Genomic DNA, 25,928 nt, shown 5'->3' with positions numbered 1-25,928 from the left:
TCGCGCCGCGATCTTGCACTTCCGGCCCCGTTTCTGCGGCATTCGTGACTTACGCCCGGGCGGGGTGAGGGTGGGGAAGGAGGGGTGGGGGTCAGGCGGGGTGGGGGGTCAGGCGGGTGCGGGGGCCGGCGCGGAGGACGCCGGAGGGGAGCTGACGGCCGACGAGGCGCTCGGCCAGCTCCGCCACCTCGATCAGGGCGGCCAGGTCGATGCCGGTGTCGATGCCCATGTCGTGCAGCATGTGCACCGCCTCCTCCGTGGCGAGGTTGCCGCTGGCGCCCGGCGCGTACGGGCAGCCGCCGAGGCCGCCGACGCTGGCGTCGAACTCGGTCACGCCCAGCTCCAACGCGGTGAGCATGTTCGCCAGCGCGGTGCCCCGGGTGTTGTGGAAGTGCAGCAGCACCGGAACCTGGGCGTTGCGGTCGCGGACGGCGGTCAGCAGTTCCCGGACGCGGCGGGGCGTACCCATGCCGGTGGTGTCGCCGAACGCCACGCGGTCGGCGCCGTCGCGGACCACCCGGTCCACGATGGCGGCCACCCGGGCCGGGTCGGTGTCCCCCTCGTACGGGCAGCCGAAGCTGGTCGCGATGATCACCTCGGCCTGCGCGCCGGCGCCGTGCAGCAGGTCGATCAGCTCGGCGATGTCGTCCAGCGACTCCTCGGTGGAGCGGTTGACGTTGCGCCGGTTGTGCGTGTCGCTGGCGGAGACCACCACCTCGATCTCGGTGAACCCGGCGGCGAGGGCGCGCTGCGCGCCCCGGGTGTTCGGCACCAGCGCGGAGTAGCGCACCCCGTCGGCCTTCGCGGCCCGCTGCCACACCTCGTCGGCGTCGGCCATCTGCGGGATCGCCTTCGGGTGCACGAACGAGACCGCCTCGATCCGCCGCACCCCCGTGCCCGAGAGGGCGTCGAGCAGCCGCACCTTGGCGTCGGTCGGGATCGGGTCCTCGTTCTGGAGCCCGTCGCGCGGCCCGACCTCCCGGATCGACACGAAGCCTGGCAGTTCCGTCATAAGGGGTCACCTCACTGTGACGTGGTGCGTGGTGGGTCCGTCCAGCGTCCCACCCGCACACCGCCCCCCGCGAGGTGGCTCACCGCACGTGCCGGTAACCGCCCCGATCGTCGGTCCACCGTCGTCGCCGACGGCCGTCGGAAATACTTCGGCCACCCGTGCAACCGGTCGACCACCCGCTGAGCACCTATCGGTGAAGGGAGCGGGATGCGCGACGAGGACGAGGAGCGGCGCCGGTTCAGCGAGTACTTCGCGGCCCGGCGTGAGCTGGTGCGGCGTACCGCATACCTGATGTGCGGCGACTGGCACTGGGCCGAGGATCTGGCGCAGGCCGCCTTCATCCGGCTCGCCGCGAACTGGCACCGGATCCGGGACCCGCAGGCGGTGGACGCGTACGTGCGCACCTGCCTGATCCGGGCCTACCTGTCGGAGACCCGGCGGGTGTGGCGACGCCGCGAGCGGACCGTCGCCGAGCCGCCCGACGTGGCCGGTCCCGACGACGCCGAGGCGACGGCCCGCCGGGTGGCCTTCGCCCAGGCGCTGCGACAGGTGCCACCGCGCCAGCGGGTGACCCTGATCTGCCGGTTCTACCAGGGGCTCGACGTGGCCGAGACGGCCGCCGCGCTGAAGTGTTCCGAGGGCACGGTCAAGAGCCAGACGGCGCGCGGTCTCGCGACGCTCCGCCAGCTTCTCGGCGACGCCGTTCCGAGCCTCGCCTGCGCCATGAAGGGAAGGGCATGACCGGGCTGCGTGAACTCTTCGAGGATGCCGCGGGCTCGTCGGCGCGGCCGAGCCGGCTGACGGCGAACGAGGTGTACGACGCCGGCCGCCGCCGGCACCGTCGACGGCTCGCGGCGGCGACCGTCGCCGGGGCCACCGCCCTCACCCTGGTCGCCGTCGCCGCCGTGAACCTGCTGGCGCCGGTACCTCCGCCGGTCGACGGGACGCCGATCGCCGGCCAGCCCACCACGACCGGGAATCCCGATCCGGCGTCCGGAAGGCGGATCCGGTGGGCCCTTGCCGCCGACCGGAACCACCTCTACCTGTCCCTGTCGACGTGCACCAACGGACCGTGCCAGAGCAAGCAGACCGTCGCCCTGGTGGGCTCCACGGACGGCGGCCGGACCTGGAGCGACCGGGGTGCGCCGATCACGGTCAGCGCGCTGGCGGTGCTCGGTCCCGACACGCTGATCGCAGCCGTGCCCGGCATCCGACCAGGCGCCGACCTGACCCTGCTGGCCAGCCTCGACGGCGGTCGCACCTGGGCCGCCGCCCGGTCCGCCGGTACGGCCGAGGCGGTGCCGGCCGGTGGTACGGCGATCTGCTGGTCGCCGCAGCTCGGGACGCCGTGCACCCTGCACGCCGTGGATCCGGCGACCCACGGGGTGGCACCACTGGCCGAGCAGCCGCCGCTGACGATGCGGACGGACGCGCTGCAGATCGAGGAGTCGGCCGGTCGCCTCCGGGTCGCGGGCACTGATCCTGTGACGGGCCGCCCCGCCGTCTCGACGAGTACGGACGCCGGCCGCAGCTGGTCCACCCACGTCTTCGCCGACGCGCCGGCCTGCCCGGAGGAGAAGTGCGAGGCACCGCTGCTGGCGGTGACCGGGACGGCGACGACGTACGCCACGACCACCGGCGGTGATGTCCGGGCCGTCTACCGCAGCGACGGCACCGGCGGACGGTGGCAGCGGCTCACCGACGCCCACCTGCCGGACGAGCCGGCCACGAACGGGTCGTTCGTGACCGCCGACGGCACCCACGTGCTGTTCCAGCTCGTGAACGGCCGGAACGCCGACGCCCGCCGCTACTGGGCGGCCCGGGACGGCGGCGCGTACCAGGCGGTCGAACTCGTGGGCCTGCCGACCACCGCCGGCCCGGTCCGTCGTACGCCGGACGGCTGGTTCTACGCCTCCGACGACGCCGTCGGCACCCTGTACGGCTCCACCGACGGCTGGCGCTGGTCGCCGGTGACCCGCCGCTAGCACTCACACCCCCCCGGAGGGGCGACCCGCTGCGCTCCTCCCTGCTCGAAAAGATAGGAAAACAGGTGATCTATTCCATGCCACCCCGCCGTCGACGGTCGTGGTTCGTCGGCCTCGGGGCCACCGCGTTGGTCGTCGCGCTCGCCGCCTGCGGCGCGGAGGACCAGCCACCGGCGGTCGCCACCGCTGCCGGCCCGGGCACCCCGCCGTCGACGTCGGCGGCCGTCACCGGAGTCGTCGCCGAGTACGTGGAGGCGCAGCGGCAGTGGGTCGCCTGCCTGCGCGAGCGCGGCTTCCAGGTGCCGGACCCGGATCCCCGGGGCAGGGTCGACCTGCGGGCGCCCGGTGTCCCGAAGAAGGGCGACCCGAAGTGGACGGAGGCCCAGAGGACCTGCGCGAAGTACAGCGTGCCGATCCCGGACGAGCTGGAGGAGAAGCCGCCGGCGCTGACCGCGGAGGAGGTCGGGCACCGGCGTGCGTACGCCAGGTGCATGCGCGAGAACGGGGTCGCGGACTTCCCCGACCCGGGCCCGGACGGCTACTGGCCGCAGGACAACGACAACGGCGGCGGCCCCACGGTCAGCGAGCAGCAGGCGGCCGCCCAGTACCGGGCCGGCCAGATCTGCGAGCCGGTGCTCCACGGCCAACCGTCGACCACACCCGACCCGAACGCCACCGGCCGCGGGTGAGCGACCCGATGGACCCGACCGAGGTGAGCCGCCGTCGCTCACGGCGGCTGCTCCGGGCCGCGGCCGGCGCCGGTCTCGTGTTGGTGACGCTCGCGCTGGCCGGCGCGGCGACCCTCGGCCTGGGTGGCCGCGGCGACACCCCGACGCCGGCCCGCACCGGACCCGCCGCCACCGCCCCGATCACCCGGCAGACCCTGGTCCGGTCCGTGGCGCTGGCCGGCGAACTCGGGTACGGCGTGGCCACCCCGCTCGCCGCGCTCGCGGCCGGCACGGTGACCTGGCTACCCGAGGTGGGGGCCACGGTCCGGCAGGGCGAGGCCCTGCTGCGCGCCGACGAGCAACCGGTGGTGCTGCTGTACGGTGCCCTGCCGATGTACCGGCCGCTGACCGTCGGCGTGCGCGGCTCGGACGTGCGGCAGTTCGAACGCAACCTCGCGGCCCTCGGGTACGGCGGCTTCACCGTCGACGACACCTTCTCCGCGAGCACCACCGCCGCGGTGAGACGGTGGCAGGACGACCTCGGGATACCGGACACCGGCACGGTGGACCGGGAGCGGGTGGTCTACGCCCCCGGCGCGATCCGCGTCTCCCGGCACCTGGTGCCCGTCGGCGCGAGCGCGACCGGCACCGTGTTGGCGTACACCGGCAGCACCCGGGTGGTGACGGTGTCCGCGGGCACCGGCGAGGCGGCCTGGGCGAAGAAGGGCACCAGGGTCACCGTCACCCTGCCGACCGGCGTCTCGGTCGCCGGGAAGGTCGGGACGGTGGCCCCGCCGACCGCGCCCGCCGGCGGTCAGGGGCCGGCCGATCCGGAGCGGCCCGGCACCGGCTCGGCCACCGTCCAGGTCACCATCGCCGTCGCCGACCAGCGGGCGCTGGGCGGGCTGACCGACACACCGGTCGACGTCCGGTACGTCGCGCAACAGCGCGAGAAGGTGCTCACCGTTCCGGTCGACGCGCTGCTCGCCCTCGCCGAGGGCGGCTACGGCGTCGAGGTCACCGGGCCCGGTGGCACCCGGATCCTGCCGGTGCGGGCGGGGCTGTTCGCCGAGGGACGGGTCGAGGTGCAGGGCGCTGGCCTGGCCGAGGGGCTGCTGGTGGGGGTGCCGGGATGAGCGGGTACGTCATCGAGCTGGCGGGTGTCTCCCGGACCTATCCGGACGGGGTGACCGCGCTGCGCGAGGTCGACCTGCGCATCGGGTACGGCGAACTGGTCGCCGTCGTCGGTCCGTCCGGCTCGGGCAAGTCGACCATGCTGCACCTGATCGGCACGCTGGACCGGCCGTCGTCCGGCTCGGTGCGGATCGACCGGCACGACGTCTCGGCCCTCACCGACCGGGAACTGTCCGCGCTGCGCGGCACCCGGATCGGGTTCGTCTTCCAGCAGTTCCACCTGGCCGCCGGGATGCCGGTGCTGGACAACGTGGCCGACGGGTTGCTCTACGCGGGCGTACCGCTGCGGCAGCGGCGGCGGCGTGCCGAGGCCGCGTTGCGCCGGGTCGGTCTCGGCCACCGGCTCGACCACCGGCCGCACGAGCTGTCCGGGGGCGAGCGGCAGCGGGTGGCCGTCGCCCGGGCGGTGGTCGGCGAACCGGCGGTGCTGCTCGCCGACGAGCCGACCGGCAACCTCGACTCCGCCTCCGGCACATCCGTGCTGGCGCTGCTGCGCGGCCTGCACGAGCAGGGCACCACCGTCGTGGTCATCACCCACGACCAGCAGGTCGCCGCCGACCTGCCGCGCCGGGTCGTACTGCGGGACGGTCGGGTCGTGCACGATTCGGGCCGGACACCGGCGGTGCCGGCGTGACCGGGCGCGCCGACCCCGGGGCGCACGGCACCAGCCTGCCGGCCGCCGGCGCGGGTGGGCCCGGGAAACTGCGGCCGCGTCGACTCTCCCCGGCCGACATCGCGCGGGTGGGCTCCGTCGGGCTTCGGACCCACCCGCTGCGGGTCGCGCTCACCGCCCTGGGCATCGCCATCGGCATCGCCGCGATGCTGGCCGTGGTGGGCATCTCCACCTCCAGCCGGGCCGAGCTGGACCGGACCCTGGACCGGCTCGGCACCAACCTGCTCACCGTGACGCCGGGGAAGACCCGGGCCGGGGAGAAGGCCGTCCTGCCCGAGCATTCGGTGGGCATGATCGCCCGGATCGGACCGGTCGAGTCGGTCGGCGCGACCGGTGCCGTCGACCGGGCCGTCTACCGCACCGACCGGGTACCGCCCGGCCAGACGGGCAGCATCGCGGTGTTCGCCGCGCAGCCGGAACTGCTCGACACGGTCGGCGCGACCGTCAGCTCCGGTTCCTGGTTCACCGCCGCGACCGCGGAGTACCCGACGGTCGTCCTGGGCGCCACCGCGGCGCGGCGGCTCGACGTGCCGAGGGTCGGGCTCCGGGTGTGGCTGGGCGGCGAGTGGTTCACCGTCGTCGGCGTGCTCGCGCCCGTGCCGCTGGCCGAGGAACTGGACTCGGCCGCACTGGTGGGCTGGCCGGCGGCGAGGTCCTATCTCCAGTTCGACGGCCGGCCGACCCGGGTCTACGTCCGCACCACGGAGAGCCAGGTCGCGGCGGTGCGCGCGGTGCTGGGACGGACCGCGAACCCGCCGGCACCGGATGAGGTGGTCGTGTCCCGCCCCTCGGACGCGCTGGCCGCCCGGCAGGCCACCGACACCGCGCTCAACGGGCTGCTGCTCGGGCTGGGTGCCGTCGCGCTCCTGGTCGGCGGCGTCGGCATCGCCAACACGATGGTCATCTCCGTCCTGCAACGCCGGGCGGAGGTGGGGCTACGGCGGGCACTGGGCGCCACCCGGGGCCAGATCCGCGTCCAGTTCCTCGCCGAGGCGCTGCTGCTCTCCGTCCTCGGTGGGATCGGCGGCACCCTGCTCGGGGCGGGGATCACCGCGCTGTACGCGTACAGCCGGCAGTGGCCCACGGTGGTGCCGGCCTGGGCGATGGCCGGCGGCCTGGGCGCGACGGTGCTGGTCGGTACGGCCGCCGGTCTCTACCCGGCGGTCCGCGCCAGCCGGCTCCCGCCCACCACGGCCCTGGCCGGTCCCTGACGCAGCACGATCAGCACGATCATGAGGTTGGCGGTGCGGTCCGGGAGGGACGCACCACCAACCTCACGATCGACCGGATTCCCCGGCGCCGGGCGCGGTCAGCGCATCCGGCCGACGATGCCGGTGTCGTAGTCGCCCGAGAGGAACTCCTCGTTCTCCAACAGCTCGGCGAAGAACGGAAGGTTGCACTTCGGGCCGGTCAGCTCGAAGCCGGCCACCGCGGCGCGGGCGCGGGCGATCGCCTCCGCGCGGTCCTTCCCGCTGACGATCAGCTTCGCCATCAGGCTGTCGTAGAACGGGGTGACCATGTTGCCGGCGACGTAGCCCGAGTCGACGCGGACGCCCTCGCCGGTCGGCTCCGTCCAGGCCGTGATCGCGCCCGGGCCGGGCAGGAACCGCTTCGGGTCCTCGGCGTTGATCCGCAGCTCGATGGCGTGCCCGCGCGGGGCGAGCGCGTCCGGGTCGAAGGTCGGCGCCAGGCCGGCGGCCACCCGCAACTGCTCCTCGACCAGGTCGACGCCGTAGACCAGCTCGGTGACCGGGTGCTCGACCTGGAGCCGGGTGTTCATCTCCAGGAAGAAGAACTCCTCGGACGCGGGGCCATCGCCCTCGAGGTCCCGCTCACGCGGGACCAGCAGGCACTCCACCGTGCCCGCGTTGCGGTAGCCGACCGCCTCGCCGGCGCGCACGGCGGCGGCCAGGAAGCGCTCCCGCAGCTCGGGCGAGACCGCCGGCGACGGCGACTCCTCGACCAGCTTCTGGTTGCGCCGCTGCACCGAGCACTCCCGCTCGCCGAGGGCCACCACCCGGCCGTCGGCGAGGCCGAGGATCTGCACCTCGACGTGGCGCACCCGGGGGAAGTAGCGCTCGATCAGCACCGAGCCGTCGCCGAACATCCGCTCGGCGAACGCGCGCACCTTGTCGTACTCCGTGCGGAGCGCCGCCTCGTCGTTCGCCACGCCCATGCCCATGCCCCCGCCGCCGGCCGCGGCCTTGACCATCACCGGGTAGCCGATCTCCGCCGCCGCGGCCACGGCCGCGTCCAGGTCGGCCGCCGGGTCGGTGGTGCCGGGCGCCACCGGCACCCCGGCCGCCGCCATCAGGTTCCGGGCGTTGATCTTGTCGCCCATCGCGGTGATCGCGTCCGCGCCGGGCCCGACCCAGATCAGCCCGCTCGACTCGACCGTACGGGCGAAGTCCGCGTTCTCCGACAGGAAGCCGTAGCCGGGGTGGATGGCCTGCGCACCGGTCGACTTGGCGGCGGCGAGGATGGCCTCGACGTTGCGGTAGCTCTGGGCCGGGTTCGCCGGGCCCACGCACACCGCCTCGTCGGCCTCGGCCACGAACGGCAGGCCGGCGTCGGCCTCGGAGTGCACCGCGATCGCGCGGACGCCGAGCCGCCTGGCGGTACGGATGATCCGGCGGGCGATCTCGCCCCGGTTGGCGACCAGCAGCGACTCGATCATTTTTCCTCCCAGCATCCGGGATCGGGACGGGTGCCAGGTAACCACGGCCGCCCGGTTACCGACGAGTCGCCCCCGGGACGCCCGGGGTCACCGTTCCAGGTGGGCCAGCAGGGCGGCCAGGGTGGCCGCGCGCAGCAGCTCGGCCCGGCGACGCCGGTCCACCTCGCCGCCGAGGAACGGCGTCGAGTTCATCAGGCCGAACGCGGCGTGGGCCAGCACCCGCGCCTCACCGTCGGGCATGCCCGGGTGCAGCGCGGTCAGCACGGTCACCCACTGCTCGACGTAGAGCCGCTGGAGCCGGCGGATCCGGCGGCGGGGCTCGTCGGGGAGACGGTCCAGCTCGTGCAGGTGCAGGGCGATCACCGCCGGGTTCGCCAGCGCGAACTCGACGTGGAAGTCGATCAGCGACTCCAGCGCGCCGCGCGGGTCGTCGGGGTGGCCGGCGGAGCGTTGCTGACCGCCGGCGAGCAGCTCCTCGCTGACCGGGATCAGCGCGGCGACCAGCATCGCCTCCTTGCCGGCGAAGTGGTGGTAGAGCGCCGGACCGGTGACCCCCGCGGCCGCGCCGATGTCGTCCATCGAGACACCGTGGTAGCCACGGGAGGCGAAGAGGCCGACCGCGATCTCCAGGATCTCGTCCTTGCGGGACCGACGCCGGCCCGACCCCGCGGTGCCGCTCGCCCTGCGTGCCTGCTGCTCGACCGTCACCGGGCAAGCGTAGACCGAGTCGCGGGCGACGTGGAGGCTCGGTTACCCACCGGTCGCCTCCGTCCGGGCCGGGCACCTGGGGAAACCCGGCCCGGACGGCGCGACCGTCAGTGCTCGGGGTCGAGGTCGTACTCGGCCCGCAGGGCGGCGGCCTCGGCCGGGCGGTCCAGCAGGTCCAACGCCCGGGCCAGCAGCCAGGCGGCCTGCTGCACCGGGCGGGATCCGGCCGGCAGGCCGCCGAGCACCTCGCGCAGCAGCCGCTCCGCCTCGGCCGGCCGTTCCAGCCGCAGCAGCAGCTCGCCGGTGAAGACCTCCACCTGCGCGGCCTCGCCGAACGCCTCGATCGACCGGAGCCGGGCGGGTACCCCGAGCAGCCGGTCGTACGCCTCGGCCTCCCGTCCCTCCACGGTCAGCACCCGCGCCCCGACCTCGGCCGCCAGGGCCAGCTCGTACGTCACCGGCGGCGGCTCGTCGGGCTGGCCGGCCAGCCCCGCCGCCAGCGTGTCCAGCAGCTCGACGGTGCGCAGGGCCGTCGCCTCGTCGCCCGCCCAGAACTCCGCGTACGCCTGCCGGCGGCGGGCCCGGAGCTCGTCGAGCGGCAGGTCGGCCTGCCGGTACGCGGTCGCCGCCGCCGCGAACCGCCCCGCCGCCAGCGCGTCCCGGTCGGCGCCGTAGAGGATGCCGCCGGCTTCCTCCAGCACCTGCGCCCGGTGCGGGAGGTTGTCCGGTCCGTCCAGGTTCTCGGCGAGCTGGTCGAGCAGGGCGAGCGCCGGGTCGATCTCACCCAGCCCCTCGTAGACGCCGGCCAGCAGGTGCCGGCACCGGTCCGCCTCGGCCTGTGCGCCGAGCCGGTCGAGCCCGAGCACCGCCTCCTCCGCGACCTCGGCCGCCTCACCCAACCGGCCCGCGACCCGGTACGCGTTCGCCAGCTCCCAGCGCAGGAAGGCGTCCCCCTCCGCGCCCCGCTCGACGCAGAGGGTCACCGCCTCGGCGAAGTCGTCCACCGCGTCGGCGGCCCGGCCGACGGTCATCAGCGCCCGCGCCCGGGCGACCCGGACCGGCAGCCACGCCTCCGTCGGCGCCACCCGCAGCGCCTCGTCGCAGGCGTCGACCGCCTCGGCCGGATCGTCGGCCGTCCGGGCGTACGCCAGGCAGGCGGCGGTGACGACGTCGCCGAGACCGAGGTCCCGGCCGAGGTCACGGGCCCGGTGGGCGGCGGCCCGGGCGTCCGCCTCCCGGCCGAGCTGTTCGAGCGTGTGGGCCCGGTGCAGCGCGATCCGGGCGGCCAGCCACGGGTCGCCGCCCGCCTCGGCCGGCACCCGGTCGAGGGCGTCGAGCGCCTCCGCCCAGCGCTCCCGGTGCATGAGCGCCAGCGCCACCCGGTCCAGCCCGGCGACCCGCTGCCGGTCGTCGCCCCGCCGGTCCAGCGCGTCGGCGGACGCCCGGACCAGCTCCAGCCCCTCGTCCGCGCTCTCGTCGGCCATGGCCAGCAGCACGCCGAGCCGCCCTGCGACGACCTGCGCCCGAACCTCGTCGCCCAGCTCCCGGTACGCCGCGATCGCCGCCCGGTGGGCCTCGACCGTGGCCGGCGCGTCCTCGTCGCCCAGCTCGGCGGCACGCAACTCCAACCGGTGGGCCGCCGTCCCCGCCGGGAGTTCCCCGGCGCCGAACCGGTCGTCCCAGGCGGCCAGCGCGGCCCGGAACGCCTCGCGGTCGTGGCGGCGCAGCCGCTCCTCGGCGAAGTCGAGCAGCTCGTCGGCGCCGGCGTCGGCCGGCACCGGGACGCTGGCGGGGCCTGCGGCACCCGGTGCCGGGGCGCGGTCGGCCGCGCCGGCCGGACCGGCCGTCGCCGGCCGGGCGGGCCGACGGCGCAGGCTGGCCGAGAGCGGCAGGTGCGCACCCGTCGGCTCGGCGGCGAGCCGACGGGCCACCCACTCGGACTGGTACGAGGTGCCGTTGCGGGCGTCGAACCGGGCGGCCAGCGCGGTCGCGGTGCCGGTCAGCTCGGCGGCGAGCGCGGACGCCGTGATCTCCCCGGCCGGCCGGTCGCCGGCCGCCCGCCGGTAGACGGTCAGCTCGCCGGCCCGGCGCAGCGCGGCGGCGCCGGCCGCGGCGAAGTGCATGGCGGCGGCCGGCGAGGGAGCCCGGTCCAGCCAGTCCAGGTGCCGCTCGACGATCTCCACCGCGCGGGCGTCGTTCCCGGTCAACGTGCAGAACTCGACGTGGTTGCCGATGTCCCACAGGTCCGAGAGGTTGCCCCGCAGCCGGCGGTACGCCTCCCGGTGGGCGTCGCGCGCCTCCTCCCCCCGCTCCGTGCGCAGGTACGGCACCAGCAGCGCGGTGAGGATGGCCTGCGGCTGCTCGGTGCAGCTCAGCCGGCCGGCGAGGACCGGCTCCGCCAACGCGACCGCCTCGGCGTGCCGGCCGGTGTCGGCGAGGTACTGCACCTGGGTGGTCGGGTCGCAGCCGGCGCAGTCGGACAGCTCGTCGCGGGGGGTGGTCTGCCAGAGCCGGTACCAGTGCGCGGCCGCGTCGGCGTCGCCCAGGTGGTCCGCCACCAGGAACCGGTGCTTGTGGACGGCCTGGAGGCTGTGGCCGCCTTCCCGGTAGCGGCGCTCCATGTCGTCGAGCACCGCGTACGTGCGGTCCAGCGGCACCTCGGGGAACCGGAGCAGGCCGGTGACCATGTACTTGACGTGCCAGAGCAGCTGGTGGGCGTAGCGCGGGTGGTAGGGCTGCGGGTCGCGGTCGAACTCGGCCAGGCACCACGAGAAGGTGACGAAGGACTTGGCCGGCTCACCGCCGTAGACGTACGCGGTGGTGGCCTGCATCCGGGTCACGAAGGCCAGCTCCCGGTCGTCGCCGGCGTCCACCCGGCGCAGCAGCTGCTCGATGGCGGCGATCTGCCCCGCGCCGTACGGCATGTTGCCGACCTCGCGGAGCACCCGCCACAGGTCCTCGTCTTCGGTGCTCACACTCACTCCTGTCCCGGCACGGCCCGGCCGAGCAGGCCGAGGAAGGAACTGTTCAGCAGCGCGGCGTCGGCCGCGCGGATCGGATGGTGCCCGAGCAGCAGCGCCTGCCCGTAGAGCGCCTCCACGGCCAGCCCGGCCAGCTCCGGGTCGGTCAACGTGGTGACCCGGCGGACCAGCGGGTTGCGGTGGTTGAGCACCAGTTGTGGCCGGTCCGGCGGCGCGGAGGCGGCGAGCGCGTCGAGCACGCCGCCCCACAGCTCGTCGGCCCGGTCCCGGGTCGCCGCGAGCTGGTCGTTGAACGCCGCCGACCGGCTCACCAGGTAGAGCGCCGGCAGCGAGACCGGGTCGTACGCCCGGACCACCACCTCGCAGCCGAGCCGTTCCAGGGCCCGCTGGGCGCCCGTGAGGAACGGCCGCAGGGCCAGCTCGACCTGCGGGTCGAGGCTGTCGAAGCGGGTGGTCAGGTCGCTGGGCTCCAGCCGCTCGATCAGCACGGAACGGTCCACCGTGGGCAGCCGCTCGATCAGCTCCGTGTCGTAGGTGTATCCGGCGTTCACCACCGCCAGGTCCTGCGCGGCGGCGACGGCGGCGAGCTGGCGGAACTCGTCCAGGCTGGCCGCGTAGCGGACCAGCCCGTGCCGCTGCCGGAACTCGGCCAGGGTGAGCGTGCCGACGTTGGTGTCCATCGGCCACCACTGGTCGACCAGGCGGAGCATCTCGTCGTCGTGCAGGGCGAGCGCCTTCACCCCGAGGTGGTGCACCTGGAGGAACTCGGCGAGCCGCCGCGGGTCGTGCTTGGCGAGCCGGACCAGCCATCCGCGCACCTGGTCGCCGAGGGCCTCCCGGGTGGCCGCGAGCAGGCCGTCCTCGTAGAGCGCCTCCCGGCTGGCCGTCGGCCGCAGCTCGCTGGCGTCCACCACGCAGTGCGCGAAGAAGGCCCAGTCCGGCAGCAGCCCGTCGGCGTGCTCGGTGAGCAGCATCCGCTTGAGGTAGACCTTGTGGCCGGCCCGGGACGCCGGGTTCACCGGGTTCGGCAGGATGAAGGCCGCCCCGGTCAGGCCGGCCTCCGGCACCGACAGCGGCAGCACGTCGAAGGGGTCGAAGCCGAGCGTCTCCCGGGCGTGGCGGACCAGCGCGGCCCGGTCGACCGGCGCGCCAGGGGTGGCCGGCCAGGGCGGCGGGCCGGCGGTGGTCACCACGTCGCCGACCCGGACGGTGACCGGCAGCAGCGAGCCGAAGAGCCGGGCCAGGTCGACCACCGTCGGGGTGCCGAACCACTGGTCGGCGTCCCGGCGCGGCACCAGCGTCACCGTGGTGCCCGGCTCGGCCCGCCCGGCGCCGGGCGCGGCCAGCTCGACGGCGTACCGGCCGTCGGAGTGACCCGTCCAGTGCACCGTCGGGTGGTCGCCGTGCCGGGTGACCACCCGGATCTCGTCGGCCACCAGGAAGCAGGAGAGCAGGCCGATGCCGAACTGGCCGAGGAACTCGTGCCGGGAGAAGCCCAGCTCGTCACGTTTGGAGCTGCGGCCGATGGTGGCGAGCAACTCGTGCACCTGCGCCTCGGTGAGGCCGATGCCGGTGTCGTGCACCCGCAGCGTGCCGTCGCCGGTCAGCTCCGGTGGCTCGACGCGCACCAGCGCGGGCGCGTCGGGGTCGGTCGCGCGGCGCGCGGTGATCGCGTCGACGGCGTTCTGCAGGAGCTCGCGGACGTACACCCGCGGGCTGCCGTAGAGGTGGTGACTGAGCAGATCGACCACGCCACGGAGGTCGACCTGGAAGGTGTGGTCCACGCTGGAGTGCTCCCCGGTCCGATGCCGGCGCCCACGGTACCGATGATCACCGACACGCGCGTCCCCCTTTCCCCGCGACTTGACCCTCGACCCGGTCGACCCCCGAGGCTCGCCGTCATGACCGCATCCCCGCTCGGCCGCGACTACCGGCTGCTCTGGTCCGCCGCCGTGTCCTCGCGCCTCGGCGACGCCCTGCGTACGCCGGCACTGGCGCTGCTGGCCGCGACGCTGACCCGCGATCCCCGGGTGATCGCGGCGGTGACCGTGGCCGGGCAGCTCCCGCCGCTGCTGTTCGGCCTGCTCGGCGGCGTGTACGCGGACCGCTGGGACCGCCGCCGCACGATGGCGGCGGTGGACGGGCTGCGCGCCGCCGTGGTGGGCGGGCTGGCGGTCGCGGTCGCCCTCGACCGGGCCGGCGTCGCGGCGCTGGTGGCGACGGCGTTCCTGCTCGCCGCGCTCGGCACCCTGTTCGACGCGGCCGCGTTCGCGATGCTGCCGTCGGTGGTGCCGCCGGCCGCCCTGTCCCACGCCAACGGCCGCCTCCAGGCCGGCACGGCGGTGGCCGGGGGCTTCCTCGGCGCCCCCGCCGCCGGCGTGCTCTTCGCCCTCGCCGCGCCCCTGCCGTTCGCCCTCGACGCCCTCACCTTCGCCGCCGCCGCCCTCCTCACCCTCGGCCTACGCCCGACCCGCCCCCACTCTCCGCGATCTTCGGACAGACCCGCCGACGCACCGCAGAGCGACGACCACAACCGCACGATCGCGGAGAGCGGGCGGGGACGGGGGCGCGGCGGGAGGAAGGGGGCCGTGTGGCGGGAGGTCTTCGAGGGTGTGCGGTGGGTGCGCGGGGATGTGCTGCTGTGGCGGATCACCGTGCTGACCGCCGGGAGCAACCTGGCGATCAGCGGGTTGCTGGCGGTGCTGGTGCTCTACGCGCTCGACGTGCTGCGGGTGCCGCCCGCCGGGTACGGGCTGTTCGCCGCGGCGGCCGTCCTCGGCGGGCTCGCCGGGGGGCTGGGGGCGGGCAGGTTGGCCGCCCGACTCGGCACGGTGCCCGCGCTCCGCGCCGTGCTCGCCGCCCAGGCCGTCGCGCTGACCGGGCTCGCGCTGGCCCGGCACCCGCTGCCCGGCGGGCTGGCGCTGGCCGTCTTCGCGGCCGGCACCACGGTGTGGAACAGCCTCTGGGCCGCGTACGGGCAGGGCCACGTGCCGGCCCACCTGCTCGGCCGGGTGGGTTCCGCCCAGCGGATGGTCGGCCTGCTCACCGCCCCGGTGGGGGCGGCGCTCGCCGGGCTGGCCGGTGCGGCGTACGGGGTCGGGCCGGTGGCGGCGGCGGTGGCCGGGATCTTCGTGCTGGTCACCCTCGCGGCGTGGCGGGTGCTGCGACCGGCCGCGCCGGTGCCGGCCGCCGCCCCGCCCACCACCGCCGCGACAGCAGACCGGCCAGGGCGGCACCCGTCGCGTTGAGCAGCACGTCGTCGACCGAGGAAACCCGGCCGAGGTCGAGCGCGTACTGCAACGACTCGACCAGCACGGAGCCGGCCGCGCCGAGCAGGAACAGCCGCCCGACGCCGGCCAGCGCGGCCAGGCGTACCGGGGCGAAGAAGCCCAGGGCGGCGAAGACCAGCAGGTTGCCGACCACCTGGACCACGGCGGTCGCCGGCGGCCCGGTCAGCAGGTCGACCAGGTCCCGCAGCGGCACCGCGTCGACCTGGCGGGGCGCGTCGCGCGGGGTGAGGATCATCCACACCCAGGGCAGGGTGCCGGCCACCGCGCCCACCTCGGCGACGCTGCGCCGCCACGCCTCCCACGCGGTCGCGGCGTCCCGCCGGCGGCGGGCGAGCACGGCGGTGGCCAGGACCAGCAGGGGCAGCCCGGCGAGCACGGCGAGCAGGACACCGCCCCAGTCCCGCCACACCTGTGCCATCGGCGCAGACTAGCCCGGCCTCCGCTCCTGCGGGTACGGGCCGGAGGGCGCATCGCGATTCGGTGCCGGGACCGCCCAACCTTTTCCGGTCCCCGTGCGTCTGCCAGGTGACACCTCACGCGACGGCCGGCCGGAGGGAGGGCGGATGGGACCGGCGACGACCGACGACGGGCGGGACGGCTACGTCACCTTCGTCGAGTGCCACCAGCACCGGCTGCTGCGCGCGGCCTACCTGGTCTGCGGCAACCGGCACCAGGCCGAGGACCTGCTCCAGGACGCGCTGCTCAAGCTCGCCCTGCGCTGGCCCACCGTGCGGCACGGCGACCCGGCCGCGTACGTGCGGGCCATCCTCTACCGCGACGCCGTCTCCTGGTGGCGGCGCCGCCGACGGGAGTGGCTGAGCGCGTACCCGCCGGAACGGGCGGCGCAGGAGGGCGACGGGGCGCTGCGGCTCGCGCTGCGCGACGCGCTCAACCACCTGCCGCCCCGGCAGCGGGCGGTGCTGGTGCTGCGCTACTTCGAGGACCTCACCGAGGCGGCCACCGCCGAGGCCCTCGGCGTCACCGTCGGCACCGTGAAGAGCCAGTGCCACGCGGCGCTGCGCCGGCTCCGCGAGGTCGCGCCGGAACTGGGCCGCGACGACGGCCTGGCGAGCGGGATGGAGGTGAAGTCGTGAAGGAAGAGGAACTGACCCGACTGCTGACCCTGGCCGCCGAGGACGTCCGGCCGGCACAGCCGGCGACGGCGGGCTGGGAACGGGCCCGGCGGGTCCGGCGTACCCGCCGCGCCGCCGGTGCCGGTGCGCTCGCGGTCGCGCTGCTCGCCGGCGGTACGGCAATCGCACTGCGTCCCGCCGACCCGCCGCCACCGGCCACCAGCGCGACACCGAGCCCGACCCGGCACCCCGCGCCCGTGCAGACGCCGCCGGCCGAGCTGAGCTACCCCGGTGATCCGCTGGGCCGGCTCGGTGACCCGGTCGGCGCGACGCTCTCGGCCAAGCCGGTCCGCCGGGCGCTGGCGCTGCACCAGCCGGTCGACCCGCAGACCGGCACCGAGGGGCGGATCCGGGTGCTCGGCGACGACGGCATCGTCCGCGACCTCGACGTGGTCACCCCGGCCCGGACCCGCGACGCCGAGGGCAACGAGGCGGTGCCGCTGAAGACCGGCAGCCTCTCCCGGGACGGGCGGACGGCCGCCTTCGCCCAGACCGACGAGGTGGTCGTGGTCGACCTGACCACCGCCGCGGTCCGCCGGTTCCCGCTCAAGGGCTACCTGGAGCACGTCCTCTGGTCCGGCGACCGGCTGCTCGTCGGCGACGACGCCACGACGTACGAGGTGGACCCGCGCACGGGCGCCGCCCGGAAGCTGCCGGTGTCGCCCTGGAACGTGGTGACGCCCGACCCGGCCGCCCCCGACCTGCGCGACCCGGCCGACCCCGGTCGGGGCGACCGGCCGAACGTTCTGCTCGAGCTGGGCGGTACGCCGCCGAGCCTGACGCGGATCGAGTGGGGCGACGGCACGCACCCGGGCGGCGGCACGCACCGGGGCAGCGGCCCGGTCGACGTCCGCGCGCTGCCCCCCGGCAACCTGGTCGAGGAGTTCTACGGGCGCGGCTGGCAGCGCGGCGACCTGGTGGCCCGGGCCGGCTGGATCACCACCGGCAACACGGGTTCGCTGGAGGGGGTCGCGGTGCTGAACGCCCGGACCGGGGTGGTGACCCACCTGCTCGTCCTGGGCCGGGACCGTTGGAAGGGCTGCTGCGAGGTGCTCGGCTGGGACCGCGACGGCGCGGTGCTGCTCCGGCACAACCCCGGCGGGTTGCTGCGCTGGCGGCCGGACACCGTCGAGGTCACCGGCGTGACGCGGAACCTGTACGGCGCGGTCTCCCTCGCCGCCGGCTGAGCGCGCCGGACCGGCCGGCGCGTCAGCTCGGCAGGCCGCCGGGCTGGTCGCCCTTCACGACGGGGGCCCGGACCAGGTTGCCCCACTCGGTCCACGAGCCGTCGTAGTTGCGCACCTGCGGGTAGCCCAGCAGGTGCCGCAGCACGAACCAGGTGTGGCTCGACCGCTCGCCGATCCGGCAGTAGGCCACGATGTCGTCGTCCGGGGCGAGCCCGAGCTGGTCGGCGTAGATCGCCCGCAGCTCGTCGGGCGACTTGAACGTGCCGTCGTCGTTCGCGGCGGACTTCCACGGCTTGTTCACCGCGCCCGGGATGTGCCCGCCGCGCAGCGCGCCCTCCTGCGGGTAGTCCGGCATGTGCAGCATCTCGCCGGTGTACTCCCCCGGCGACCGGACGTCGACCAGCGGGCGACCCGCCGCGACGTGCGCCATCACCTGCTCCCGGTACGCCCGCAGCGGCGCGTCGTTGCGCTGCGGCACCGGGTAGTCGGCGCGCGGCCGGGACGGCTTGTCCCGGGTCAGCTCCCGGCCCTCGGCGACCCACTTCTGCCGCCCGCCGTCGAGCAGCCGCACGTCCGGGTGGCCGAAGAGCGAGAACACCCAGAGGGCGTACGCGGCCCACCAGTTGAAGTTGTCGCCGTAGAAGACGACCGTGTCGTCCCGGCCGATGCCCTTGGCGGCGCAGAGCTCGGCGAAACTCCTCGCGTCGAGGTAGTCCCGGGTCACCTGGTCGTTCAGCTCGGTGTGCCAGTCCACCTTGACGGCGCCCGGGATGTGGCCGGTGTCGTAGAGCAGCACGTCCTCGTCGCACTCGATGACGACGAGGCCCTCGTCGCCCAGGTGGTCGGCGAGCCACCGGGTGGTGACGAGCCGCCGCGGGTCCGCGTACGACTGGAGTCGGGGATCGGGATCGCTCGGCACAGGCATGATCCCCAAGGTACGCCGGATCGCGGGCCTGCGGCCCGCCATCGGCAACCGGGTCGCCGGAGGCGGGTGCGGGCAGCGATGCGGGGTGCGGTCAGGCGCGGCGGTGGGCGATCCGACCGGCGACCACGGTCACCAGGCAGGCGCCGTCGGCGTCGAACACGGCCAGGTCCGCGCGACCGCCCGGCACCAGGGCCGGGGGCACGGCGGCGGGCAGCACCCGCAGGTCGCCCCGGTCCATGGCGGCCCGCAGCGCGGGATCGGCCACCTGTCGTGCCAGCACCGCGGTCACTCCCCGACGCAGCAGCGCGTGCACCCGCTCGCGCGGGGTGTCGGCGGCCGGCAGCGGGGCGTCGTGCAGCAGCCCCGGCCCGAGCGTGCCCGGCCAGCGGCGGACCCGGGCCCCGGCGTACGTCCCGGTCAGCTCGGCCAGCGGCCCGACCGCGACGATCCGGTCGTCCCGGACCGCGACGGCGGACCCGGCGGTCGGCGGGGCGTCGGGAGCGGTCCGCAGCAGCGGCGCGGTGTGCAGGGTGAGCACGGCTCAGTCCGTGACCGGGCCGAGCGACGGCCGCTTCGCGGTCACCGTGTCGCCGGACGAGCGGCCGGTGAGCCGGCGCTTGATCCACGGCGCCAGGTGCTGCCCGGCCCAGCGCAGGTCGGCGGCCCGGGCGGCCAGCCAGGGCGTCGGCGCCGGGTGCGGCGGCACCATCAGCCACTCCTCGTCGCAGCCCACGCCAAGCGCGGTCAGCACCTGCCCGGCCACCCGCCGGTGCCCGGCCGCCGAGAGGTGCAGCCGGTCGGTGCTCCACAGCATCGGGTTCAGGTAGGTGTCGTCGGCGTACAGATCGACCAGGATCGCGCCGTGCCGCTCGGCCGTCTCGCCGACGGCCCGGTTGAGCAGCTGCACCCGGGGCGCGACGAGCCGCTGACCGGGCAGCCGGGCCATCACGTCGGCGAACCGGAAGAGGACCACGTCGGCGCCGCCGGAGCGCAGGCCCCGCACCACGTCGTCGAAGCGGGCCACCAGCGCGTCCGGGTCGAAGGTGCGGCGCAGCACGTCGTTGCCGCCGGCGGCGAAGCTGATCAGGTCGGGCTTCATCGCGAGCGCCGCCGGCACCTGCTCGGCCACCACGTTCGGGAAGAGCCGGCCCCGGATGGCCAGGTTCGCGTACCGGAAGTCGGGGCCGGCCTCGGCGGCGAGCCGGGTGGCCACGAGGTCCGCCCAGCCCCGGTACGTGCCGTCCGGGTACGCGTCGTCCATGCCCTCGGTGAAGCTGTCTCCCACCGCCACGAAGCTGCGCCAGCGCACTGGTGACCCTCCGAACCTCCGGCGAACCGTAGCGCCGGACAGTCTGTCACCGCTTCCGCCGCGACCGGGGCCGCCTGCCCGACAAACGTGGCGGAGGTCATCGACGGCGTCAGGACGGTGGCGCCCGCTCGACCAGGGGCCGACGGTAGGGGCCCCGCAGCATGCGGAACGGCCGGCGAGCTGGCAAATCCGATCGCCCGTCCAGCACCCCCGCCGTACGCTGCGCCAATGCTGCTACGCATGTCGACCCTGCTGCTCCGGACCCTGCGCGAGGACCCGGCCGACGCGGAGGTGCCGAGCCACCGGCTCCTGCTGCGGGCCGGCTACATCCGGCGCGCCGCACCGGGCGGCTACACGTGGCTGCCGCTGGGCAAGCTGGTGCTGGACCGGGTCACCGAGGTGGTCCGGCAGGAGATGACGGCGATCGGCGACCAGGAGGTGCACTTCCCGGCGCTGCTGCCGGCGGAGCCGTACCGCACGAGCGGCCGGTGGACGGAGTACGGCGACGACATCTTCACCTTCGCCGACCGGCGCGGCGCCGAGCACCTGCTCGCGCCCACCCACGAGGAGCTGGCCGCGCTGCTGGTCAAGGACCTGTTCACCTCGTACCGGGACTTCCCGGTGACGCTCTTCCAGGTCCAGACGAAGTTCCGGGACGAGGCCCGGCCCCGGGCCGGCCTGCTGCGCGGGCGCGAGTTCCTGATGAAGGACGCCTACTCGTTCGACCTCGACGACGCGGGGCTGGCGGCGGCGTACGACCGGCACCGGGGCGCGTACCGGCGGATCTTCGACCGGCTCGGGCTGGAGCACACGATCGTGCGGGCGACGTCGGGGGCGATGGGCGGCTCGGCGTCGGAGGAGTTCCTGGCGGCGACGCCGGTCGGCGAGGACACCTTCGTCGGCTGCACCGCCTGCGACTACGCCGCGAACACCGAGGCGGTGACCACGCCCGCCCCGCCCGCCGGCGACCCGGACGCGCAGCCGGCGGCCCAGGTGCACGACACCCCCGAGACCCCGACCATCGCCAGCCTCGTCGAGTTGGCCAACGCCCGCCGGCTGGGCGGCCGGGACGACTGGACCGCCGCGGACACCCTGAAGAACGTGGTGCTCCGCCTGCGCCGACCCGGCGCGGAGGAGGCCGAGCTGCTGGTGGTGGGGCTGCCCGGCGACCGCGAGGTGGACCTGAAGCGGCTCGGCGCGGCGGTCGCACCGGCCACCGTGGACGTCTTCGACGGCTGGGACGCCCACCCCGAGCTGGTCCGCGGCTACATCGGCCCGCAGGTGATGGCGAAGCTCGGCATCCGCTACCTGGTCGACCCGCGGGTGGTGCCGGGCACCGCCTGGCTGACCGGCGCGAACGAGCCGGGCCGGCACGCGACCGGGGTGGTCTGCGGCCGGGACTTCGTCCCGGACGGCACGATCGAGGCGGCCGAGGTGCGGGCCGGCGACCCCTGCCCGGCCTGCGGCACCGGTGAGCTGACCATGCGGCGGGGCATCGAGATCGGGCACATCTTCCAGCTCGGCCGCCGCTACACCGACGTCTTCGCCGTCGACGTGCTCGGCCCGGCCGGCAAGCCTGTCCGGCCGACCATGGGCTGCTACGGCATCGGGGTGTCCCGGGCGGTGGCCGCGATCGCCGAGCAGCACCACGACGAGCGGGGGCTGATCTGGCCGGCGGCGGTCGCGCCGTGCGACGTACACCTGGTCGCCGCCGGGAAGGGACCGCAGCTGGAGGCGGCGCTGGAGCTCGGCGGGCGGCTCGCCGCCGCCGGCCTGCGGGTGCTGGTCGACGACCGGACGCACGTCTCGGCCGGGGTGAAGTTCACCGACGCCGAGCTGGTTGGCATCCCCCGCGCCGTCGTGGTCGGCCGCCGCCTCGCCGAGGGGTACGTCGAGCTACGCGACCGGGCCTCCGGCGAGCGCGTCGAACTGCCGGTGGACGGGCTGGCGGAGCGACTCGTCGCGGAGGTGCACCGGGAGCGTGGCGACGTGTAGCGGGCGCGCCACGGGGTACCGCAGTCGGATCGGCCGGATGTGTTCTCTGGAGGCTCTCATGACCGGTTACCGGGTCAGCGACGTGATGACGAAGCAGGTCATCTACCTGCCCGCCGAGACCACCCTGGACGAGGCGGCCCGGGTGATGAAGGAGGCGGACATCGGCGACGTGGTGGTCACCGACGGTGCCACCCTCGCCGGCATGCTCACCGACCGGGACATCGTGGTGCGGGCGGTGGCCGAACGCAGCGATCCGGCCGCCACCACGATCGGCTCGATCATCACCCGGGAGGTGGTGATGATCGAGCAGCACTCGACCGCGGCCGAGGCGGCGGCCCTGATGCGGGAGCGGGGCATCCGGCGGGTGCTGGTCTGCGACGCCGATCGCAAGCTGGTCGGCATCGTCTCCCTCGGCGACCTCGCGATGCAGCTCGATCCCCAATCGGCGCTGAGCGAGATCAGCGAGCAGGCCCCGACCGTGTGAGGCGCGAGGAGGGACCCTTCCGCACGCCGCCGGTAGCGGAGAGGGTCCTTCCGCTACCGGCGGTAGCCTCGAAGGCATGTCTTCCATGCCGGCCCGGCTGTCCGAGATCGTCGACGAGTTCGCCACCGCGCCCCGCGACGTGGTGCTGGAGATGCTGCTGGAGTACGCCGACGTCGTCCCGCCGCTGCCCGCCGGCTCCACCGACCGGGAGGGCATGGAGCAGGTGCCGGAGTGCCAGACGGCGTTCTTCCTGCGCGCCCGGGTGACGCCGGAGAAGATCGTCGAGACCCTCTTCGACTGCCCGCCCGAGGCGCCCACCACGCGGGCGTTCGCCGGCATCCTCGCCGAGGGGCTGGCCGGGGCGAGCCCGGACGAGGTGCTCGCCGTCCCCGACGACCTCTACCAGCGGATGGGGCTGGCGCAGGCGATCAGCCCGCTGCGGGTGCGCGGCGGCACGGCGATCCTGGCCCGGCTGAAGCGGCAGGTCCGGGAACAGATCGGCTGACCAGGGGGTTGTCAACCGGCATGGAGATCGAGATCTACGCCGACGTGGTCTGCCCCTGGTGCTACATCGGCAAGCGTCGGCTGGAGCAGGCCCTGGAGTCGTACGACGGCGAGGTGACCGTCCGCTACCGGCCGTACCAGCTCGACCCGTCGCCGGTGACCGAGCCGCGCCCGCTGGTGGAGGCGATGGCCGCCAAGTTCGGCGGGCAGGACCGCGCCCGGCAGATGTTCGGGCACGTCACCGAGGTGGCGGCGGGCGCCGGGCTGAAGCTCGACTTCGACCGCGCCGTCGCGGCGAACACCTTCGACGCGCACCGGCTGGTCTCCTGGGCCACCGACCGCGGCCGTGCCGCCGAGACGGTCGACGCGCTCTACCGCGCCCACTTCACCGACGGGGTCGACGTCGGCTCCCGGGACGCGCTCGCCGCGCTCGCGGGCGAGGTCGGCCTGGACGCGGCGGAGGCGCGCCGCTTCCTCGACTCCGACGAGCGGGTGGCCGACGTCTCCGCCGAGCTGGCCGCCGCCCGCCAGATCGGGGTGACCAGTGTGCCGACCTTCGTCCTGGCCGGCATGTACGCGGTCACCGGCGCCCAGGAACCGGAGACGCTGCTCGCCGCGCTGGCCGAGGTGGAGCGCCGCGAGTCCGCCGGCTGAACCGACCCGCCCGACCGGACGCCGATGTTTCACGTGCAACGGTATCGACGTCGGTCAGCGACTAGGCCGGTCTGGCCAGGTCCTCCACCACGCGGGCGCCGGGCAGCGCGCCGAGCGCCGGCCCCGGCAGCGCGATCTTGCTGTGCCGTACGCCGGACCCGATGATCACGTGCGGCGTGGCGACCACCCGGGAGTCGACCAGGATCGGCCACTGCTCCGGCAGGCCGATCGGGGTGATGCCGCCGTACTCCATGCCGGTCAGCTCCACCGCGTCGGCCATCGGCGCGAAACTGGCCTTGCGGACGTCGAGCGCCCGGCGGGCCACCCCGTTCACGTCGGCGCGGGTGGTGGCGAGCACGACGCAGGCCGCGTAGCGGACGACCCCCTCGCGCTTGCCGGCCACCACCACGCAGTTGGCCGACACGTCCAACCCCACCTCGTAGGCGGCGCAGAAGGCGGCGGTGTCGGCCAGCTCGGCGTCGATCGGCGCCACCAGCACGTCGTCGACGTCCACCGGAGCGTCCGCGGGCCACTGCCCGATGGCGGCGGCGACCGGCGGGGCGAGCAGGTCGAGCCGGGTGCGGGCGGGTTCGGTCTTCAGCGTCCCCATCACGCCTGCGATCCTCGCACCGCTCCGCCCGCCCCGCCCACCGGAGCCCGGCCCCGTCCCGGGAACCGGTCACCCAACCCGGGGACTGCCCGCCCGGCGAGCGCTCACCGGGCGGTCGGACGTCGGTCAGCTGCCGGTGAGAAAGCCGTTCTCGCGGAGCAGCGTCCGGTCCCGCGCGGCGGCCAACTCCTCCGCCCGCTCGGCCTGGATCCGGCGCACCTCCATCTCCTCCAGGGCGTGGCGGATGGCGAGTCGGATGACGCCGTACAGGAAGACGAACCCGGCGACGTAGAGGATGACGGTGGCGACCATGGCGAACATGGCGTCACGGTAGGCCGGACGTGAACGCGCAGGCCGTTCATCTTGCGCCGGTTCCCCCGTACGTGTCGGCCAGGTGGTCGGCCCAGGTCCGGGCACCCGTCGGGGTCGCCTCGGTGACCAGGCCGCCGGAGCGCAGGGCGCGGCCGAGCCTCCCCGGGATCCGCACCGGCAGCAGCGGGCGGCGGGACCGCCGGGCGGCGTTCCAGGCCCGGACCGCCTCGTCGAAGCGGATCACCTCCGGCCCGCCGTACTCCTCGACGCCGTGCAGCGGACCGGCCGTGAGCCGCTGGACCAGCCGGCCCGCGACCTCGCCGGGGTCGACCGGCTGGGCGAGCACCGCCGGGTCGCCGATCACCGGGCCGAGCCGGCTCGCGCCGCGCAGCATGCCGTCGAGGAACTCGGGGAACTGGGTGGCCCGCAGCACCGTCCAGGGCACCGGCCCGGCCGCCACGACCTGCTCGGCGGCGAGCTTGTGCCGGTAGTAGGGGATCGGGACCCGGTCCACCCCGACGATCGAGACGTAGCCGAGGTGCCGTACGCCCGCCCGACCGGCGGCGACGACCAGCCGGCGGGTGCCGAGCACGTCGACCCGGTGGGTCTGCCGCCCCCGGTTCGGCGACGAGGCCAGGTGCAGCACGGCGTCCACGCCGGCCACCGCCTCGGGCAGCCCTTCCCCGGTGGCCAGGTCGACCACCACCCACTCCGCCGACGGATCGGTACGCGGCCGCCGGCTCGTCGCCCGCACGCTCCAGCCCTCGTCGCGCAGCCGCGGCAGCACCACCCGCCCGAGCCGACCGCCCGCCCCGGTGACCAGCACCCGCATGGTTTCCCCCTTCTCCGGCGTCCCGCGCCCGCCGCGCGGCCACGGTGCTGACGGCGCCGCCCCGACGGGCGTGACCGGCTGTGCGCCGGCTCACCAGAGCAGATCGGCCACCGTCACGGTGTGACCGGCCGTGCCCCGCTCACCGGAGCAGGTCGGCCGCCGTCATCAGCACGAAGAACCCGATCACGATCTCGCTGACCACCCAGGAGTGCTGCCGGGCCCAGTCCCGGATCCGGGGCAGCACCGTCGCGGCCCGGTGCCCGAGCAGCAGCAGCGCCAGCAGCGGCAGGGCCAGCAGCGCGAGGGTGAGCAGGACGAACGGCAGCAGGTGCCACCAGGGCAGGTCGTGCCGGGCGGCGCTCGCCCCCACGGTGACCATCGTGAGGTCGTCCGACGGCATGGCCAGGAAGAGCAGCACGCCGAGCCGCAGCGCGTAGCCGGGGCCGGCCCGCTGGAGCCCGCCCATCCACTTCGGCGTGCCCGCGGTGTGCCGGCGCAGGAAGACGACCACCGCCAGGACGACCAGCAGCGCCAGCACCACCACGTCGATCCGGCTCTCGACCGCGCGACGCCCGCCCCCACCGGCCCCGACGTTGACCTTCACGGCCCGGGTGACCAGCCAGCTCGCCGTCACCCCGCCCGACACCACGAGCCCCGCGCCGGCCAGGTAGCCCAGCGAGGCGGCACGCGGCCGGTCGGCCGAGGCGAGGAAGACCGCCGCGACCAGCTGGGTCCCGGCGACCATCACCACGGCCATCGGCAGGACGGTCAGGAAGTTCATCGCCCGCCCATCCT

The 25,928-nt window shown here is 75.3% G+C and carries 26 protein-coding genes; 13 read left to right on the top strand and 13 right to left on the bottom strand.

Annotated elements, in window-relative coordinates; all coding sequences use genetic code 11:
• Positions 1 to 91: 91 nt before the first annotated feature.
• Positions 92 to 1,012, bottom strand: coding sequence for a hydroxymethylglutaryl-CoA lyase (locus AB0L34_RS01760; protein WP_357450105.1), 921 nt, complete (start codon positions 1,010 to 1,012; stop codon positions 92 to 94).
• Between the two features lie 207 nt (positions 1,013 to 1,219).
• On the opposite strand from AB0L34_RS01760, the gene AB0L34_RS01755 reads away from it, so the two are divergent.
• From AB0L34_RS01755 to AB0L34_RS01730, 6 genes are all read left to right on the top strand, one after another.
• The gene (locus tag AB0L34_RS01755) at positions 1,220 to 1,753 is read left to right on the top strand and encodes a SigE family RNA polymerase sigma factor (RefSeq protein WP_363701030.1); all 534 of its coding nucleotides are present in this window, start codon (positions 1,220 to 1,222) and stop codon (positions 1,751 to 1,753) included.
• Positions 1,750 to 2,997 (top strand): hypothetical protein, encoded by a 1,248-nt coding sequence (locus AB0L34_RS01750; RefSeq protein ID WP_363701028.1) that lies wholly within the window; start codon positions 1,750 to 1,752, stop codon positions 2,995 to 2,997. The genes AB0L34_RS01755 and AB0L34_RS01750 overlap by 4 nt, the downstream gene beginning before the upstream one ends.
• 65 nt (positions 2,998 to 3,062) lie before the next feature.
• A complete protein-coding gene (locus tag AB0L34_RS01745; protein ID WP_363701026.1) occupies positions 3,063 to 3,686 on the top strand; it encodes a hypothetical protein in 624 nt (207 codons plus the stop codon).
• The gene (locus AB0L34_RS01740; RefSeq protein ID WP_363701024.1) at positions 3,683 to 4,801 is read left to right on the top strand and encodes a peptidoglycan-binding domain-containing protein; all 1,119 of its coding nucleotides are present in this window, start codon (positions 3,683 to 3,685) and stop codon (positions 4,799 to 4,801) included. Before AB0L34_RS01745 ends, AB0L34_RS01740 begins: the two co-directional genes overlap by 4 nt.
• On the top strand, positions 4,798 to 5,493 hold the full coding sequence (locus AB0L34_RS01735; RefSeq protein ID WP_363701022.1) for an ABC transporter ATP-binding protein: 696 nt from the start codon (positions 4,798 to 4,800) through the stop codon (positions 5,491 to 5,493). The genes AB0L34_RS01740 and AB0L34_RS01735 overlap by 4 nt, the downstream gene beginning before the upstream one ends.
• Before the next feature lie 68 nt (positions 5,494 to 5,561).
• A complete protein-coding gene (locus tag AB0L34_RS01730) occupies positions 5,562 to 6,743 on the top strand; it encodes an ABC transporter permease (RefSeq protein WP_357450618.1) in 1,182 nt (393 codons plus the stop codon).
• Between the two features lie 98 nt (positions 6,744 to 6,841).
• Here AB0L34_RS01730 and AB0L34_RS01725 read toward each other — a convergent pair whose 3' ends face one another.
• The 4 genes from AB0L34_RS01725 to AB0L34_RS01710 all read right to left on the bottom strand — a co-directional run bounded on the left by AB0L34_RS01725 (position 6,842) and on the right by AB0L34_RS01710 (position 13,682).
• Positions 6,842 to 8,209, bottom strand: coding sequence for a biotin carboxylase N-terminal domain-containing protein (locus AB0L34_RS01725; RefSeq protein ID WP_363701020.1), 1,368 nt, complete (start codon positions 8,207 to 8,209; stop codon positions 6,842 to 6,844).
• An 87-nt stretch (positions 8,210 to 8,296) separates the two neighbouring features.
• The gene (locus AB0L34_RS01720; RefSeq protein WP_350702372.1) at positions 8,297 to 8,917 is read right to left on the bottom strand and encodes a TetR/AcrR family transcriptional regulator; all 621 of its coding nucleotides are present in this window, start codon (positions 8,915 to 8,917) and stop codon (positions 8,297 to 8,299) included.
• 107 nt (positions 8,918 to 9,024) lie between these two features.
• A complete protein-coding gene (locus AB0L34_RS01715; protein ID WP_363701018.1) occupies positions 9,025 to 11,892 on the bottom strand; it encodes a hypothetical protein in 2,868 nt (955 codons plus the stop codon).
• Between the two features lie 2 nt (positions 11,893 to 11,894).
• Positions 11,895 to 13,682, bottom strand: coding sequence for an HSP90 family protein (locus tag AB0L34_RS01710; protein WP_363701016.1), 1,788 nt, complete (start codon positions 13,680 to 13,682; stop codon positions 11,895 to 11,897).
• 117 nt (positions 13,683 to 13,799) lie between these two features.
• On the opposite strand from AB0L34_RS01710, the gene AB0L34_RS01705 reads away from it, so the two are divergent.
• A complete protein-coding gene (locus AB0L34_RS01705) occupies positions 13,800 to 15,146 on the top strand; it encodes an MFS transporter (protein ID WP_363701014.1) in 1,347 nt (448 codons plus the stop codon).
• On the opposite strand, the gene AB0L34_RS01700 is transcribed toward AB0L34_RS01705, so the two are convergent.
• Positions 15,037 to 15,606 (bottom strand): VanZ family protein, encoded by a 570-nt coding sequence (locus AB0L34_RS01700; protein ID WP_363701012.1) that lies wholly within the window; start codon positions 15,604 to 15,606, stop codon positions 15,037 to 15,039. The two genes, AB0L34_RS01705 and AB0L34_RS01700, sit on opposite strands and share 110 nt — an antisense overlap.
• A gap of 145 nt (positions 15,607 to 15,751) precedes the next feature.
• Between AB0L34_RS01700 and AB0L34_RS01695 the strand changes: the two genes are divergently transcribed.
• Together AB0L34_RS01695 and AB0L34_RS01690 are read left to right on the top strand one after the other, a co-directional pair.
• Entirely contained in the window at positions 15,752 to 16,282 is a 531-nt protein-coding gene (locus tag AB0L34_RS01695) for a SigE family RNA polymerase sigma factor (protein ID WP_363701010.1), read from the top strand.
• On the top strand, positions 16,279 to 17,508 hold the full coding sequence (locus AB0L34_RS01690) for a hypothetical protein (protein ID WP_363701008.1): 1,230 nt from the start codon (positions 16,279 to 16,281) through the stop codon (positions 17,506 to 17,508). Before AB0L34_RS01695 ends, AB0L34_RS01690 begins: the two co-directional genes overlap by 4 nt.
• 22 nt (positions 17,509 to 17,530) lie before the next feature.
• Here AB0L34_RS01690 and AB0L34_RS01685 read toward each other — a convergent pair whose 3' ends face one another.
• The 3 genes from AB0L34_RS01685 to AB0L34_RS01675 all read right to left on the bottom strand — a co-directional run bounded on the left by AB0L34_RS01685 (position 17,531) and on the right by AB0L34_RS01675 (position 19,742).
• Positions 17,531 to 18,433, bottom strand: a complete 903-nt coding sequence (locus AB0L34_RS01685; RefSeq protein WP_363701006.1) for a sulfurtransferase — start codon at positions 18,431 to 18,433, stop codon at positions 17,531 to 17,533.
• A gap of 91 nt (positions 18,434 to 18,524) precedes the next feature.
• A complete protein-coding gene (locus tag AB0L34_RS01680; RefSeq protein ID WP_363701004.1) occupies positions 18,525 to 18,971 on the bottom strand; it encodes a hypothetical protein in 447 nt (148 codons plus the stop codon).
• 3 nt (positions 18,972 to 18,974) lie between these two features.
• Entirely contained in the window at positions 18,975 to 19,742 is a 768-nt protein-coding gene (locus AB0L34_RS01675) for an SGNH/GDSL hydrolase family protein (protein WP_350702390.1), read from the bottom strand.
• A 228-nt stretch (positions 19,743 to 19,970) separates the two neighbouring features.
• Between AB0L34_RS01675 and AB0L34_RS01670 the strand changes: the two genes are divergently transcribed.
• From AB0L34_RS01670 to AB0L34_RS01655, 4 genes are all read left to right on the top strand, one after another.
• A complete protein-coding gene (locus AB0L34_RS01670) occupies positions 19,971 to 21,737 on the top strand; it encodes a proline--tRNA ligase (RefSeq protein WP_363701002.1) in 1,767 nt (588 codons plus the stop codon).
• Between the two features lie 58 nt (positions 21,738 to 21,795).
• A complete protein-coding gene (locus AB0L34_RS01665) occupies positions 21,796 to 22,221 on the top strand; it encodes a CBS domain-containing protein (RefSeq protein WP_350702398.1) in 426 nt (141 codons plus the stop codon).
• 76 nt (positions 22,222 to 22,297) lie between these two features.
• Positions 22,298 to 22,726, top strand: a complete 429-nt coding sequence (locus AB0L34_RS01660) for a SufE family protein (RefSeq protein WP_363701000.1) — start codon at positions 22,298 to 22,300, stop codon at positions 22,724 to 22,726.
• A 20-nt stretch (positions 22,727 to 22,746) separates the two neighbouring features.
• Positions 22,747 to 23,379: a DsbA family oxidoreductase gene (locus AB0L34_RS01655; RefSeq protein ID WP_363700998.1), complete on the top strand. Its 633-nt coding sequence runs from the start codon at positions 22,747 to 22,749 to the stop codon at positions 23,377 to 23,379.
• Positions 23,380 to 23,440: 61 nt separating this feature from the next.
• On the opposite strand, the gene AB0L34_RS01650 is transcribed toward AB0L34_RS01655, so the two are convergent.
• The 4 genes from AB0L34_RS01650 to AB0L34_RS01635 all read right to left on the bottom strand — a co-directional run bounded on the left by AB0L34_RS01650 (position 23,441) and on the right by AB0L34_RS01635 (position 25,914).
• Positions 23,441 to 23,989 carry a YbaK/EbsC family protein gene (locus AB0L34_RS01650; RefSeq protein WP_350702718.1) on the bottom strand — a complete coding sequence of 183 codons (549 nt, stop codon included), beginning with the start codon at positions 23,987 to 23,989 and terminating at the stop codon, positions 23,441 to 23,443.
• A 126-nt stretch (positions 23,990 to 24,115) separates the two neighbouring features.
• A complete protein-coding gene (locus AB0L34_RS01645; protein WP_350702403.1) occupies positions 24,116 to 24,310 on the bottom strand; it encodes a hypothetical protein in 195 nt (64 codons plus the stop codon).
• A gap of 37 nt (positions 24,311 to 24,347) precedes the next feature.
• Positions 24,348 to 25,133, bottom strand: a complete 786-nt coding sequence (locus tag AB0L34_RS01640; protein WP_363700996.1) for an NAD(P)H-binding protein — start codon at positions 25,131 to 25,133, stop codon at positions 24,348 to 24,350.
• Positions 25,134 to 25,272: 139 nt separating this feature from the next.
• Positions 25,273 to 25,914 carry a GAP family protein gene (locus AB0L34_RS01635; RefSeq protein WP_363700994.1) on the bottom strand — a complete coding sequence of 214 codons (642 nt, stop codon included), beginning with the start codon at positions 25,912 to 25,914 and terminating at the stop codon, positions 25,273 to 25,275.
• Positions 25,915 to 25,928 lie beyond the last annotated feature (14 nt).

Source organism: Micromonospora sp. NPDC052213 (assembly GCF_040679695.1).
Taxonomy (GTDB): Bacteria; Actinomycetota; Actinomycetes; order Mycobacteriales; family Micromonosporaceae; genus Micromonospora.
The sequence above is the reverse complement of the archived record's forward strand: the minus strand, read 5'-3'. Positions and strand labels throughout refer to the sequence as shown.